General features: G+C 57.0%; 9 protein-coding genes and 2 tRNA genes. All 11 read right to left on the bottom strand.

From position 1 onward, the window contains the following. Positions 1-4 precede the first annotated feature (4 nt). The 11 genes from CFELI_RS05515 to CFELI_RS05465 all read right to left on the bottom strand — a co-directional run bounded on the left by CFELI_RS05515 (position 5) and on the right by CFELI_RS05465 (position 15,372). Positions 5-934: a 3-hydroxyisobutyryl-CoA hydrolase gene (locus tag CFELI_RS05515; protein ID WP_277104080.1), complete on the bottom strand. Its 930-nt coding sequence runs from the start codon at positions 932-934 to the stop codon at positions 5-7. Then, complete coding sequence (locus CFELI_RS05510; protein WP_277104079.1) at positions 931-2,436, bottom strand: CoA-acylating methylmalonate-semialdehyde dehydrogenase; 1,506 nt, start codon at positions 2,434-2,436, stop codon at positions 931-933. Before CFELI_RS05510 ends, CFELI_RS05515 begins: the two co-directional genes overlap by 4 nt. Before the next feature lie 85 nt (positions 2,437-2,521). Beyond that, on the bottom strand, positions 2,522-3,673 hold the full coding sequence (locus CFELI_RS05505; RefSeq protein ID WP_277104078.1) for an acetyl-CoA C-acyltransferase: 1,152 nt from the start codon (positions 3,671-3,673) through the stop codon (positions 2,522-2,524). 213 nt (positions 3,674-3,886) lie between these two features. Then, complete coding sequence (locus tag CFELI_RS05500; protein ID WP_310128714.1) at positions 3,887-5,122, bottom strand: acyl-CoA dehydrogenase family protein; 1,236 nt, start codon at positions 5,120-5,122, stop codon at positions 3,887-3,889. Positions 5,123-5,138: 16 nt separating this feature from the next. Beyond that, complete coding sequence (gene ltrA, locus CFELI_RS05495) at positions 5,139-6,461, bottom strand: group II intron reverse transcriptase/maturase (RefSeq protein ID WP_290258958.1); 1,323 nt, start codon at positions 6,459-6,461, stop codon at positions 5,139-5,141. 573 nt (positions 6,462-7,034) lie between these two features. Beyond that, positions 7,035-7,107, bottom strand: a tRNA-Glu gene (locus CFELI_RS05490). Positions 7,108-7,138: 31 nt separating this feature from the next. After that, positions 7,139-7,210: transfer RNA gene (locus tag CFELI_RS05485), tRNA-Gln, on the bottom strand. Positions 7,211-7,333: 123 nt separating this feature from the next. Further along, a complete protein-coding gene (locus CFELI_RS05480; RefSeq protein WP_277105418.1) occupies positions 7,334-8,746 on the bottom strand; it encodes an aldehyde dehydrogenase family protein in 1,413 nt (470 codons plus the stop codon). Between the two features lie 28 nt (positions 8,747-8,774). Beyond that, positions 8,775-9,641, bottom strand: a complete 867-nt coding sequence (locus CFELI_RS05475) for an MTB12 C-terminal domain-containing protein (RefSeq protein WP_277105419.1) — start codon at positions 9,639-9,641, stop codon at positions 8,775-8,777. A gap of 6 nt (positions 9,642-9,647) precedes the next feature. Continuing rightward, a complete protein-coding gene (locus CFELI_RS05470) occupies positions 9,648-11,024 on the bottom strand; it encodes a SidA/IucD/PvdA family monooxygenase (protein WP_277105420.1) in 1,377 nt (458 codons plus the stop codon). Beyond that, complete coding sequence (locus CFELI_RS05465) at positions 11,011-15,372, bottom strand: AMP-binding protein (protein WP_277105421.1); 4,362 nt, start codon at positions 15,370-15,372, stop codon at positions 11,011-11,013. Before CFELI_RS05465 ends, CFELI_RS05470 begins: the two co-directional genes overlap by 14 nt. Position 15,373: the final 1 nt, after the last annotated feature.

Genomic DNA, 15,373 nt, shown 5'->3' with positions numbered 1-15,373 from the left:
AAAATCACTCCTTAAACATGGTCTCGACCACGGTGGGATCAAAGGGTTGCCACTGGGGGTTACGATCTTTGTCGATGATCATCGCACGCACCCCTTCGACAAAGTCTGGGAAGGCGTGCATGTTGCAGCTGACCACAAGCTCTCGCGCGAGCGCGTGTTCGAGATCAAGCCCCTTCGCCCCCTGAATGGAGGCGCAGGTGACTGCGACTGCAACTGGGCTATTGGTGCCCCAGTGCTGGTCAATGGTGTCTAAGTTCACACCTTCATAGGTGGCTTCAATCTCGGCGATCTTACCGTCGAATGCTTCGCCGGGATCGGCGCTGAACTCGGCGAGCACGTTCACATCCCCTGTCTGACAGAGCGTGTCGACGGCGGCCTCAAGCGAGTCTTTCGGGATAAAGATATCCGCCAACTGCGCCGCAATGGCTTCTGCCGCACCTACATGCTTGCCGCTAAGCCCAAGGTAGAGGCCTAAGTTGTGGGGTGCGCGGCTCAGAAGGTAGCTACCACCCACATCGGGAACGAAACCAATGCTGACCTCCGGCATACCAATGCGGGTGTCGTCGGTGACGATGCGGTGAGATCCGTGAGCAGAAATACCCACGCCCCCACCCAGCACGATCCCATTCATGATGGCAACATAGGGTTTAGGAAAACGGGAGATTCTTAAGTTAAGCGCATACTCACGCTCCCAGAATCCCCGCGCTTCCTCGTTGGTGGCACGCATCAATTCGGCGATATCCCCACCAGCGCACAAGCCTCGTTCGCCTGCGCCACGGATGAGCACAAGCTTGACGTTCTCATCAGATTCTGCCTGATCCAAAGCAGCATCAAGCGCAACAACCATGGCGTGAGTCAAAGCATTGAGAGCCTTGGGGCGATCAAGAGTAATCACCCCTGCCGATCCGACAACTTCGTAGCGAATATCTGTCACGACTGATCACCCAGCGGCATGATGAACTTCGCGCCGGTGGATGGCTCGGAAGGCCAGCGTTCCGTCACCGTCTTGGTCTTGGTGTAGAAACGGAAAGCATCGGGGCCGTGCTGGTTCAGATCGCCAAAGCTCGATGCTTTCCAGCCACCGAAGGTGTAGTAACCAATAGGCACTGGGATAGGCACGTTGATACCAACCATGCCCACCTGGACGCGGTGCGCGAAGTCGCGGGCAGCACCACCATTGTTCGTCATGATCGCCACACCGTTGCCGTACTCATGATCGTTGACCAGTGCAAGTGCTTCTTCGTAATCAGCGCAGCGGACGATACACAGCACTGGGCCGAAAATTTCGTCGGTGTAGATCGACATGTCCTTGGTCACGTTGTCGAAAAGGGAGGGGCCGATGAAGAAGCCCGACTCGTAGCCTTCAACGACGAGGTCGCGGCCGTCGACAAGCAAATCCGCGCCAGCTTCCACGCCCTGGTCAATGTAGCTGCGCACCCGCTCATAAGCATCGCGGCCCACCAGCGGACCGTAGTCAGCATCAGGATTATCCCACGCCCCCACCTTCAGTGGGGCAATGCGCTCGGTCAGCTTTTCCACGAGACGATCGGCGGTTTCTTTACCCACCGGCAACGCTACCGACAGCGCCATGCAGCGCTCGCCAGCAGAGCCGTAGGCAGCACCCACGAGTGCATCCGCAACCTGATCGAGATCGGCATCGGGCATGATCACGCAGTGATTCTTCGCCCCACCGAAGCACTGGGCGCGCTTGCCCAACTCCGCAGCACGCGCGTAAATGGACTGGGCAATCGGGGTGGAACCCACGAAACCATAGGCACGCACGCGAGGATCCTCCAGCAGCGCATCCACCGCGGTGCGGTCACCGTTGACAACCTGGACAATACCGGCGGGGAAACCAGCTTCGGTTGCAAGCTCCGCCAACCGGAAGGGCACCGATGGGCAGCGCTCGGAAGGCTTGAGAATAAACGCATTACCAGAAGCAACGGCAGGACCCAGCTTCCACAATGGGATCATGGCTGGGAAGTTGAAAGGAGTAATTCCGGCGACCACGCCGAGTGGCTGGCGCATGGAATAGGTATCGATACCGCTTCCAACAGAATCGGAATTCTCACCCTTGAGCAGGTGCGGGGCACCCATGGAAAATTCCAGCACATCCAAACCGCGCTCGATATCGCCGCGGGCATCAGCCAACACTTTGCCGTGCTCGCTAGACAGCAGCGATGCCAGCTCATCCATATTGGCGCGGATCAGATCCACGAACTTACCCAAGATGCGGGCGCGGCGCTGCGGATTCAGTGCTGCCCACGCCGGTTGTGCTGCCTGGGCGGCATCGATGGCGGTGGTGACTTCCTCGCGGGTTGCCAGTGCAACTTTGGCTTGGACTGCACCCAATGCTGGGTTGTAGACATCACCGAAACGACCAGAGGTTCCTTGGACGATTGCACCGTTGATGTAGTGGTGAACTTCGCGGGTCATATTTTTCCTTTCGGTCGGAAGAATGTGGGATCTGAATCACAGTATAACTACTTCAATGTTTAAATATCTACGGATCGAAGAAGTTTTATTTTTCTAACAGCAACGCCTCACCCTGACCCCCACCCCCACACAGCGCCACACCGGCACGCAACCGCCCACCCGAATGCAGCATATGCGCAGCATGAACTGCCAATCGCGCCCCTGAAGCGCCCACAGGATGCCCGAGAGCAATAGCCCCTCCTTCGGGGTTAATCAGCACCGGGTCAACCCCTAATTCTTTAGCCGACTGTACGGACACGGAGGCAAAAGCTTCGTTAATTTCCAGATGATCAACATCATGCACATTCCAGCCTTGGCGGGAAAGTGCTTGCTCAAGCGCACGCGCCGGCTTTGCCTGAAGGGAATGGTCGGGTCCTGCGATTTGCCCGCTGGCGCGCACAGTACACAGGATTTCCAGATCGTACTTTTTGGCATAGTCCCTGCTACAGAGCACTACTGCCGCCGCACCATCGGTGATTTGGGAGGCATTACCGGCAGTGATCGTACCGTCAGCAACAAAGGCTGGGCGCAGTGAGGCAAGCTTTTCCAGCGTCAGCCCTTCGCGCACCCCCTCGTCCGCAAAAAGCCCTTCAACCTCGACGATCTCCGCGCGAAAAAGTCCCTGCTCGTGTGCAGCACGCGCACGTTCGTGGGAGCGCAGGGCACACTCGTCCTGTTCTTTACGGCTAAGCGGATAGGTGTCGGCGTAGCGTTCAGTGAGGTTCCCCATCGATTCCCCGCTACCGGCGGCAGCTAGTGCATCATGAGCCATATGATCCACGAGGGTCACATCACCATACTTAAATCCTGTGCGTGAGCTGGGAAGAAGATGTGGAGCTTGGGACATTGATTCCATGCCACCGGCAACCACCACCTCCGCCTCCCCGAGGCGAATAATCCGGGCGGCATCGATGATAGCTGTCAGCCCTGAAAGGCAGACTTTATTAATGGTCAGCGTGTGCGCTTCTTCGCGCACACCAGCGCCGAGCGCTGCCTGCTTTGCGGGGTTTTGCCCCACGCCCGCCTGAAGAACCTGGCCTAAAATCACCGCATCGACTTCCTGCCCGCTCAACCCTGCCTGGTCGAGTGCTGCCCTGATTGCTCGTGAGCCCAGCTCAGTTGCGGGGATTTTCGCAAGGCTTCCCATAAATTTCCCGAACGGGGTGCGCGCTGCACCGACGATAACGACATCTGTCATTGACAAACCTCCTCAAACTGTACATTTTTCTCAACCATCGTACAGTTTGGGTTCCGCTTCCCGCCACCATTTTTCACCCCACTCTCCCCACTCTCCCCACCCCTCCTCGCGCTTCATTGCTCACGCTATGCCCACCAAGGCGACAAAACAAAAACCACCACCCTGAGCGCAACTTTCGCGCGCTAACCGGTGGTGGCGTCGATACGCACATAGTTAGACGAACGCGGACATGCCCGTCAGCGCGCGCCCCACGATCAACGAATTGATCTCATACGTGCCCTCGTAGGTGTACAAAGCCTCAACATCGGCAAACATTTTGCCCAACCCATACTCAGCAACAATCCCGTTACCCCCAGCAATCGCACGCCCCGCCGCCGCCGATTCCCTGGCAAGACGCGTCGTTGTTGCCTTCGCTAACGCCGCATGCTCCATCCCCAGCGTCCCAGCCTGCTGCATCGACGCCACCTGCGACATCAAGCTTATCGACGCCGCCACATTGCCCGCAATCTTCGCCAACGCCTCCTGCACTAGCTGAAACTTCGCAATGGGGCGACCAAACTGCTGCCTTTCACGCGCGTAGTGTAACGCCAAATCCATAATCCCCAACTGGGCGCCAACAGCCTGCCACCCCACCCACGCACGCGAACTACACAAATATGTGTTCACGTTAGCGAAACTCTCAGCGCCTGGGATCAGCTCAGCGGGAGTATCAGTGAACGTTAAGTTCGCATTCTGCACGATTCGCACACTCATCTTGCCGCTAATCTTCTCGCGCCCAAACCCTTCGCGCACCACAAAACCCTTCACCTGCCCGTCGGCAACATCGCGGGCAAAAACAATGGCGAAGGTGGCGAAAGTTCCGTTGCCAATCCACCGTTTCTCCCCGTTGAGCACCCACCCATCATCGGTGAAGCGTGCGGTTGTGGCGAGGCCGCCGGAAATATCCGACCCATGGTCCGGCTCAGTGAGTGCGAAACAGCCCATCTGCTGAAAATCCCTCATCGGCGGAAGCAGGCTGCTCTTTTGCTGCTCACTGCACAGCCCCGTGACCACCCCACCGACTAATTCACTGTGCACACCAATAAACGTTGAAAGGGAGACATCACAACGCGCTATCTCCGCATGCACCAAGCCAATGAAAAGCCGCGAATGCTCACTTTCATGCAATCGCCCCAACCCTTGCTGCGCCAGCTTGGGCAGCAGCGCGAAGGGAAATTCTTCTTTCTCCCAATACTCAGCCACAACTGGGCTTACTTCGGTACGCAGGAATTGACCAATTGCTTCCAGTTCAGCGCGTTCAGGAGCGGATAGTTGCGACTGACAATCGAGGGTAAACATTGGTGATGCATTCTCGCCTTCTGCGCGCAGGCGCTCGGTGGGGATGTGAAGAATCGAGTAGGGTGCCGGGTTTCCCGGCAGCCCTCTCACACCACCGTACGTGCGGTTCATCGCATACGGCGGTTCCTTACACCAATACAGAGTATTGACTGTGCTTATAGTTCCAATACGCCACGGCTGATACGAGGTTCTGGTCATTCCAATACGCATTAGTAAGCGTGGTTGTAAGCACCCACGAGCCAGCGATACGCCAGTAGGACTTACTGGTATTAGCCCACTCATAGGCCTTTTGTTTATCCACACCCAAGCGGCAGAGGTTCCGTATCCGCGTTCGGATACGTTTCCACTGCTTCCATACGCACATCCGCAGTCGACGACGAAGATGCTCATCCAGCCGGTTAAGAAACACCTTCGCATCCGCCAACGCGAAATAACCAAGCCATCCACGCAAATATTTGTTTAACCGGTCAATGCGATACTCCATCGACACCGACCACGATCTTGCCGTAAGCTCTTTCACTCGGGCTAAAACCCTCACCTTCGTGGCCTTAGTAAGTCGAAACCGATACTGATCACCACGAACCAGATAGAACCCATAGCCTAAAAGCTCCGCCTTAATCGCATGACAAATAGTGGACTTCTCCTGATTAACCCGCAGCTTTAACTTCCCCTCCAGAAACTTCCCAGACTGGGCAAGCGCACGCTGCGCAGCACGCTTGGAACGAACAAAGACCCGAATATCATCAGCATAACGAACAAACTTCGTGCCCTTAGATGCAAGATAATGATCAAAATCATCCAACATGATATTGCTCAACAACGGCGATAACGGTGACCCCTGCGGAGTCCCTGCATCACTACACCGAACAACACCATCAGCCATAATCCCAGCGTTTAAATACGCCCGAATAAGCTTCAACACGCGCTTATCGTCAACCTTACGAGCCACCCTCGACATCAACATGTCGTGATTAACCGTGTCGAAATACTTCGACAAATCAACCTCAACAACCCACACATACCCCTCGTTAAGAAACCCACGTGCGGTCTTTAACGCCATATGTGCGCTACGTTGAGGCCTGAAACCAAAAGACACAGGCACAAACCCCACATCAAAGATAGGCGTAAGTACCTGCGCGATCGCCTGACAAATCACACGATCAACAACAGTCGGAACACCAAGCATACGCCAACCACCCGAAGGCTTTAGGATCATCACCTCACGAACCGGCAACGGCTTATACGTTCCCGCGTCAAGACGCTCACGAATGCCACTCCAGTGTTCGCGCAGATAAACGTCAATATCCTCAACACCTACCCCGTCCACACCAGCAGCACCCTTATTCGTCTTAACCCGCTCTAATGCAGTGCGGAGATTGCCACCTGAAAAGACTTGATTCCACAGATCAGCACCCGCACCAGTTGACACTTCCCCTACATCGGCAGACACACAACTAAGCACACCATGGCTATCGTCGGGATTCACCCTATCCTCCCCATAATGCCCACACACACGTGGTTGGCAGCTTTCACCGTTATGCATAACTACAATCCAGGTTCCATACTCAACAATGTAAAGTTCAGTCCTTCCTCGCTCACCCACCATAAGGGCTACCGCGGACCGCGGTGTCTCCCACGAGTACTATGACCTCGGCTGACTCCTACCACACCAACCCACAACAGGGCTTACCACACCTACTTGGCATAGTCTGTGACAGGCCTCCCCGATTAAGAACATGCTCTTTCCTCCTACAACCGCCACATCTACGCACTAACCACTTCGATGGAACGGGCTTCGACTTCTTCGGCAGCCTTACCCAGATCAGCGCGCCTTATATGTGATTCGTATACCTCGGTGCAGGATTTCGCTTGAAGCTTCCTCCCCACAACACCTCACGATGCTGCAGTTGCCATCAGCTACATAGTTAAACCACCTTCACTATCAGGGACTCACACCCTTAAGAACATGCCCATGTCGGGCGAACCAAAAGCCTCCAAGAATTTCTTCTTGGAGGCTAATTTGTACCCCGTACGGGATTTGAACCCGTGTTACCGGCGTGAGAGGCCGGCGTCCTAGGCCGCTAGACGAACGGGGCATAAGGACAGTGAAAAAGAACTTTTCACCAGCTGGCCTACCAGGACTCGAACCTAGAATGAGGGTACCAGAAACCCTTGTGTTGCCAATTACACCATAGGCCATTCGTTGCTTACTGCAACGAGGGATTATTTAACCAGCTTTCACATGATTTGGCAAATCATCAGGCACACTTTTGTAGCGTGCTCTTGCTCACACGCCCGCAAGAGGCAACAGAGGCAGCCTCGCTAGTGTGAACCGGCGAGCTGTTTCGCTGCGCGATAGCTGTGGGCTGCGGCAAAAAGATCGTCTTTTTCTACTGCCTTGCGCACAATGGGACGCGAAACCACTGTGTATTGCATCAGATGCTCAACCCCCATATTCACACTCGTGCTACATCCGCCCCACGTGCCCGTGGATACCACTGAGGTGTAGGTCAAACCATTGCAGGCTGCGCCCGCATTGCCCATGGTGGATTGGTTGACCATCACCCTGGAGGTTTCCACCTCGGCGATCACTTGAGCAATTTTCGCTGCAGCCTGCTCATCGTCGTTCATATAGAGGCCACAGGAGTGTCCTCGCCCGCAGTTACGTAGGATCTCCCCTGCAAATGCGCAGGCGTGGCGAAAATCCTCCCACGGCTGCACCGTCACCACAGGCGCTAGTTTTTCCCCGAGCTCAGGAGCACGACTATCGGTACCACTTCGCGGTAAAACGATCGGAACATGATCGTGCGCCAACCTCGCATTAATGCCCGCCGCAGCCAGAATCTTGCCCGCATCCACCCCTAGTAGATCCCGGCGCGCCTTCCCTTCGGGCCAGAGTGTGCCGATGATGCGTTCTGTTTCTTCTTCGGTGCAGATGTAGGCGCCGTGTTTTCTGAGGAGTTGGAGTAGTTGGGTGTAGTGGTTGTGGTGGATGAGGATGTTGCTTTCTGATGAGCAGGAGGTTCCGTTGTTGTAGGCGGCTCCGCGTGTGATTGTGCATGCGATCTGGTTGAGGTCGACGTTTTGGTCGATGATGATGGTGGCGTTTCCTGTTCCGGAGCTGATGGCGGGTGTTCCGCTGTGGTAGGCGCGTTGGACTACGCCGGTGCCGCCGGTGGCGATGACGAAGTCTGATGCTTCCATGAGTGTGGTTACGCCGTGGCGGTCAAGGGGTGGTGCGAGTTGGACGAGTTGTGTGGGTGCGTCTGCTTCGGCGAGTGCGTTTTGTATCCAGGTGATTATTTTTTCGATGACTGTTCTGGTGGCGGGGTGGGGGCTGACAATGATGGCGTTACCGGCTTTGAGTGCCATGAGCACGCTGGTGGCGACGGCGGAGGTGGGTGCGGTGGTTGGGGTGATGAGTGCGATGACTCCAAGCGGGCGGGCCCACCATTCCAGTCCGCGTGCGTGGTCGACGCGGATTTTTCCGACGGTCGTTTTAGCGTGGAGGTCTGTGAGCGTGCCGAGGATTCTGTTTTTGTGGATTTCTTCGATGTCATTGGGATTGCCCAGCCCGGTTGCTTTCACGACGGCGTGGCCGAGGCCGGCAACGTGGTCGGGTCGGTAGCATGCCCAGCCAACGGTGGCGACGATGCGGTCGATGTGGTGTTGGTTTGCATCGAGCTGTTGGTAGGCGGCGTGAGCGTTCGCGATGAGTGTGTCGATATTCTCCATGGTGTGTGGCTACCCCTCTTAGTGTTGTTTAGACGGTGCATTGCGCGAGTGCGTTGGATGCGAGTTGGCACAGGCTGGCGTTGCTGAGTTTCCAGCGCCCGTCGTAAGCGATGAATGTGAGCTGTTGTTCGCGGCTACCCATGCCGACTAGGGTGGTGACGAGTGTGGCGTGCATGGCTTGCCCGTCTACGTAGACGGAGCCTTCTTTAACACGCCAGCTGTAGACGGCTTTAGACAGGTCGAGTGCTTGGGCGATGGAGCGCACGGTGGGTAGCCCAGCTTCCCCGCCTTCGAGGTTGATGGCGATTTCTCCGCTGGGTGCGTTGGGGTTCAGAAGTGTGGCGAGGTGCCCGTTGAGTTGTGCTGCGTCCATGGCGGGTGGAAGTGCTGGTGCAGGGGGTGCAACTTCGGCCACTGCACTGGGTTGGGCAACGGTTGCTCCCGTATCACCCGCAGTAACGCCTGTTGTTCCCGCTTGTGGTGCAGGGGCAACACCGGCAACACCTGCACCTTGGGCAGTTCCTACTGCACCTGCCACAGCAGCACCAGCGACCGGAGCACTGCCTGCGCTACCGGCACTGCCTGCAGTCCCTGCTGCTCCGGCTTGTGCACGTGGTACTGCGGCAGTTCCTGCTGTTTGTGCGTTCCCAGTAGTTGCGCCCCCTAATGTGATTTCTGCGATCGGTCGCTGGGCTGCTTGTGATTGGGCGACGAGATCCGAGCTGTAGCGAAGAATTCCGAATGCTCCCCCAACAATGACTACGGCGGCAATCAGCGCGGAACTTCCCATCGCGGTGAGCACGGTGGGCAAGTTCACCTCCCCTGCCATGCGTCCGCTGCGGCGGGCCGTGCTGGTTTTTTCTTGGTAATTGTGGTCATTGTTGGTTGTATTCATTCCTTGTTACTCCCATCCACTAACAAATTTATTAGGGCAGCCTTGCCTAATATTGAAGAGATTAGGGGTTTTTCGCGCATGGATCAAGCGGTCACCCCCTGCCGATAGCATTCCTGCTTTATAGTCCAGCACGCCACCGATCACCATGTCGGCAAGCGTCCCAAGACAACTTAAATTCGGAAAACCCGGCCCCTGCGCCATGGCAGAAAGCTGTGGCAGCACAAGGCGTGGCACAGACCCGCCCAACCCGAGTCCCCGATCAATAGCCTCTTCAATATTTTCCACGCTGAGTGGCCACCCCGTGACCAGCTCAATCACATCGCGGGCAGCAGGGTCAAAAAGATCCAAAAACCACAAAGGGTTCCCGCCACGCGCATCAATGACAATGTTCGCCTCCAACTCATGCGGCTGAGTCCCAATCACCATATGTGCCCGCACCCGATCCGATTGCCCCGGGGTACAGTTGCGCACCCGACCACTGTGGTGGAAAACGCGAGGATCCGACGCCATACGCTGTTGCACACGCTGACTAACGACGCCACGGTCGGTGCGTTCAATCAAATCGCGCCGCTGCGCAGCAGGTAGTTCTTGCCACTGACCGGCGTCTGTATATAAGGAGTTTTCAAAATACCCTTCCCCACGGGAGAACACAGCCGCGCCGGGAGCGATGAGATCGATGCGTTCAACATCCATATCCAGCAGCTGGTTGACGATAGAGCCTGCGGTTTCACCACCGCCGACCACCATGATGCTGCCAGAAAGCTCTTCTTCGTGGACCAACCGTGTCCAGAAATCACGCACCCCGAACACGCGTCCACTACTATCCGGCAGATCCGTATCCCCAGGTCCTGGCCCTGTGATCATCAGCGCATCCGCCACAATGCGATATTGATTGTCTGCGCCAGTAGCCGTTAATTCCCAGCACTCGCCTGCTGTCGAAACCTGTGTCACCTCAGCCTGGATAACAGTAAGCCCGGCACGATCAGCGACCCATTGGAGGTAGCGTTGCCACTGGTTGTGGGTGGGGGCAATACGTCCTCGGTCGATCCATTGGCCCAGTGCTCCGATGTCGGCGAGGTGGGCGTTCCACGAGTAGGACAGAAGTTTCTGGTCGACGTCGCGGTCGCAGGTCGCGTAAGGGAATCCGACGTCTTTTTCTGGCGGGGTGCCGAGTCGGTGTTTGCCGTCAGTCCAACCACCGGCGACGGTCCAGTTCGCGCCAACGCCGAATTTATCGAGAAGAACAACGCGAAGGCTTGGCCTCGCGCATTCGTCAAGCGTGGCAGCGCGCAATGCGGTGGCAATTCCTTTGGGCCCTGCTCCGACGACGGCAAGATCGGTGTGGGTTGTGTGCTGGCTATTCGGTGGGTTAGTGGTGTTCATGTGCGGTGTTTGTCCTTTGTACTCGTGTGGCCACGGTATCGAGCCAGCGTTTCGCCAATGCGGTGGCTTGATGGTGGCCAAGCTGGGTATCGGGGGCAATGTCGATGCTGGCTGCTAGTTGTGGCGGTTGGCCTGGTGCGGTCGCATGTATTGCGGCTTGGATATCGATGGCAAAGCGCATAGGGGCATCCCCTGGGCATAGTGCTGCGGTATCGGCGATGAGGGCGCGGTCGAGGACAACTGCCCATTTGTCTTCTTGGTCGAGCATGCCGGTGAGCGCATCGATGCGCCCGAGATAATTCATGCGTACGTGCCCGCGAGAATCTGTGTTTTCAAGCCCGTCTGTTGTGGGCTGTTGGTGAATTTCTTGGGTAAACCAGCCCACTGCTTCTGCGCTGGTGGCATCGCGTCCATGCCGTTCGGTGGCCACGATGGTGCCAAAGCCAGCGTGTTCGGCAACCTCTGAAAGCGCCGACACAAGGATTGTTTCAACGCTGGAGGTGGCGATGAGATCTGCTGTGAGATTTGGGTCGAGATCTAAGTTGATTCTTCTGCACTGCGAAGCACGGCCATAAGTCGGCGGCAATGCAGTACTGGTAGTGCCACTTCTTGGCATTGCGTGAGTATCGGAGGCGATCATGGGTTCACCGGCTGCGCCCCTGACACAGTTTGCGAGAATAAACTGCCAGCTCACAGCATCGACGACGAGGTGGCTGATGCACAGCACAAGGTAGTTCCCCTCCGCATTATTAACCCGCGTGGCCACCAGCATCCCGCCTGTATGTGGATCGAGTTGGTCTGTTGCTAAGCGGGCTGCATCAATGATCGTGGAGCTTTTTGTCCCAAGCAGCCAGTTGCGTGATTGATCGGTTTTGGATCTTCTCAGAACAGGCGTGCCGTCTTCCTGCACGATTGTGCTTGCAAGAATAGGATGTGCACGCACTAGGTTGTGCAGAATGTCGTTGATGTCTTCTGCAGTGGTGTCAGCTGGGATTGCCAACACCTGGATTTGGCACATTTTTTCAAAACAACCGAGGGCAATTGTTTCTTTCGCCAACGCTGACAAGGACCACGTTTCTGGTGTCCCCTGCTGATCGTGTGCCCCTTCTGTTGCCCCTAATTGAGCTGTGGTGTCGTTCGTCGGTGCCAAGAGTGTTGCGAGATCACTAAGCGTGCGGGCTTCAAACACCGCACGTGCCGATACTGCGTATCCGCGACCGCGCAGCGCGGAAATAATGGCGATCAGCGCAATACTATCGAGCCCAAGGTCGAGGAAATCCTCATCCACATCGATGCGCTGTTGGGGTAGTTGTGCAGAAACAATGCTGTAGATTTCGGCGAGCACGGGGTCGGCGTCGATTCGCTCATGCTCAATATGTTGTGCGCTGCGGGCATGTGCCTTTGCGACATGGCGGGCAATTGCCTGCTCATCAACTTTATCGTTGCGGGTGCGCGGCACCTGATCAAGATGCGCCCAACGGGTAGGCACCATATAGCGTGGCAGGCGGCTGAGAAGTTGTCGCCTCACATGCGTAATCTCCACGTCTCCGACCACCACTGCGGCAAGGCGGGTCTGCGTTCCCTCCTCAATGCCACACACTGCGGCATCTTCCACCCCTGGCAGATCGCGCAGCACAGCAGCGACCTCGTCGGGTTCGATGCGGTTGCCGTGGATTTTCAGCTGCCGATCCGCCCTACCCCACAAACGAACCATGCCATGAGCATCAATGCTGGCAATATCACCTGTGCGGTAGCCTGCCACGCCGTTGTCATCCACGATGCGCCGCTTTTCGGTTAAGTCTTTCCGCCCGATGTAGCCGGCAAAAATCTGGGGCCCGTACACAACCAGCTCCCCTTTCCCGCCTGGGGGTGTGGGTCGATTGCGGTGATCGACAATAGCAGCGCTCGTGCCGTCGAGTGGCCGCCCGATCACGGGGTGGTTACTTGCTGAAAGCGGTGCGCTGAGCGCATCGACCGTTGCTTCTGTTGGCCCATAGAAGTTGTACACCTCAGTGCCTTTGAGTGTGCTCAAAAGCGTCCACGTGTCAGCGGCAATGGACTCGCCGCCAAGGCCTAGAACAGCAAGGGGGCATTCGCGTGTCTGTGCATCCGTTCCTGTGACTAGTCCTGCTGCATGCAGGCGGTGGAACATGGTAGGGGATGTTTCCATCACGTCGATACCGTGCTCGTTAATTGCGGCAACGATCGCGTCGGGGTCGCGTCGGGTATCGTCGTCGCACAGCACAATGGTGTGCCCGCCAAGCAAACCGATAGTCGGCTGCCAGGCGGCGTCGAAGCCGGTTGACCACAGATGCCCGATGCGCACAGGTCGACCCAAGCGGGCGGCGGTGGGTTGATGAATATTCCTGTCGTGATGCTGCCACAGGTTCAGCAGCCCGCGGTGGGTGCATACTGCCCCTTTGGGTTCGCCGGTGGTGCCGGAGGTAAAGATTGCATAGAGCGCATCTGGGTGGAAGGCAGGATCATCCGCCGCGAGGGTATCGGGGGTGAACTCCTGGTGAGTATCAGCAAGACTGCGGTTACTGATCGTCCCGTCGTATCCGATCTGTAAAACAGGTACGGGGCAGGGTGGGGTGTTCTCCCCGAGCACCGCAACTGCCCCTGATTGCCGAAGAATGCTCACAAGGCGATCAGCGGGGGTGTGCGGGTCGATATGCACGCACACTGCGCCAGCGCGAGCCAACGCAAAGGGGGCAAGGAGTACCCGGAAATCGCGCGGTATCATCACACCTATTGCTTTCCCGGCCATCCCTAAAGCGCGCACACTGTCAGCTAGGGTGTTTACAAACTGCTCGGCTTGGGCGTAGCTGATCGAATGTGAGCGATCAATCACAGCTATTCGTTGCGGGTAGCGGGCACACACGTCAGCCCACTGCGTATCGACGCGCGCACCATGCAGCTTGTCATCCGCACCGCCATCAGCCCTAGCACCAAAGATGCGTTCTTCCTCCGCGGTGGTGCACGGAATCGACGAAAGTGGCAGGTCAAGGGCATACGGATCCGCCATCCGGCATGCGGTATCCACGATGCGCTGGGCCATGGCAGTGGGGTCGATATCGTCAATGAGATCGGCACGTACCTCCACACTGACATGAACAATCCCCTCATCCAGCCATGGCACCACCGCCATGGGATAGTGGGTAAACGACCCCATGGACAGCGGCTGGATCGCTATGCCCCCAGGCAGTGTACGAGTCTGCGCCACTGTGCCACGGGGGGCGTTTTGGAACACAAAGAGACTATCGGACTGGGCGGGTTGTCCCGCCGCAGCGATCACACCTTCCAACCCAAGATGGTGATGCGGTTGCATTGCCAACGCGTCGCGCTGCGCGTGCATGATCACCTCTTTGACATCTCCGTCCGCAGTATTAATGCGCACAGGTGTGGTGGTGATTAAAGCACCCACCATTTTTTCAATGCCGGGCACTGGAGCATCGCGACCAGAGGAGGTTTGCTGGAAGATGACGTCGTCACGCGCTGTTAGCGACGACAACACCCGCGCCCACGCCACCTGCAACACCGTAGCCACAGTCGCTCCGAGGCTACGGGCAAGCCGCTGAATAGCACGACTGCCTTCTTCCCCCGCATTCGCTTCACCTGCAACAGGCAACGCCGCCGATTCTATCGGGGGCGCAAGCCGCGGCATGGGCTCAGCATTGCGCAAGTACTGTTCCCACGCCTTAGCCGCGACGGCGGTATCACGCGATAATCGCCACGCTGCATAATCACGCAACTTCGGCGCCCCATCGACCCAACCCACCCCACTGAGCTCGGTGACAAAATCAGTAAAAAGAATCGGAATGGACCAACCATCGACAGCAATATGGTGAGCTGTCATCAACAGCAGATAATCATCGTCAGCGATCTGCACCAGCTGCGCGCGAATCAGCGGTCCTTGTTCAAGATCAAACCGTCGCAACCACAATTTCTCAAGCATCTGCGCAGCAATCGCCTCCGGATCGGGCTGCTCTGCAGACGTACCGGTTACTGCCATATCAGCACACTGAGCAGCTTGTGAACTGGGGGTAGTGTGCGCATGATCGAGCCTGCGATAATCACACGTCGACCACTCCCCTGTACCTGCAGCAGGAATGATCAACACCGGCTCAACTGAGCCACGCGCCCAAATCAACCCCCGCAAATGCGGGTGACGATCCACAAGCCGATCGTAGGCTTGCCGCAACCGCGTAGGATCCACCGCGCCCTGCAACCGAATACTCCACGCGACCACGTACGGGTCGACCCCAGTGGTGGTCATCGACAAGGAATACAGCCCCTTTTGCAGTGGCGAAAGAGCAATAATATCCGCTACACCCTGTGCGCTCATG

Source organism: Corynebacterium felinum, assembly GCF_030408755.1.
Classification (GTDB): domain Bacteria; phylum Actinomycetota; class Actinomycetes; order Mycobacteriales; family Mycobacteriaceae; genus Corynebacterium; species Corynebacterium felinum.
The sequence above is the reverse complement of the archived record's forward strand: the minus strand, read 5'-3'. Positions and strand labels throughout refer to the sequence as shown.

Coding starts and splice junctions, on each gene's coding strand:
- CFELI_RS05510 (WP_277104079.1), bottom strand. CDS start 2,436: ATGACCCGCGAAGTTCACCACTACATCAACGGTGCAATCGTCCAAGGA.
- CFELI_RS05505 (WP_277104078.1), bottom strand. CDS start 3,673: ATGACAGATGTCGTTATCGTCGGTGCAGCGCGCACCCCGTTCGGGAAA.
- CFELI_RS05500 (WP_310128714.1), bottom strand. CDS start 5,122: ATGAACCGCACGTACGGTGGTGTGAGAGGGCTGCCGGGAAACCCGGCA.
- CFELI_RS05480 (WP_277105418.1), bottom strand. CDS start 8,746: ATGGAGAATATCGACACACTCATCGCGAACGCTCACGCCGCCTACCAA.
- CFELI_RS05475 (WP_277105419.1), bottom strand. CDS start 9,641: ATGAATACAACCAACAATGACCACAATTACCAAGAAAAAACCAGCACG.
- CFELI_RS05470 (WP_277105420.1), bottom strand. CDS start 11,024: ATGAACACCACTAACCCACCGAATAGCCAGCACACAACCCACACCGAT.
- CFELI_RS05465 (WP_277105421.1), bottom strand. CDS start 15,372: ATGAGCGCACAGGGTGTAGCGGATATTATTGCTCTTTCGCCACTGCAA.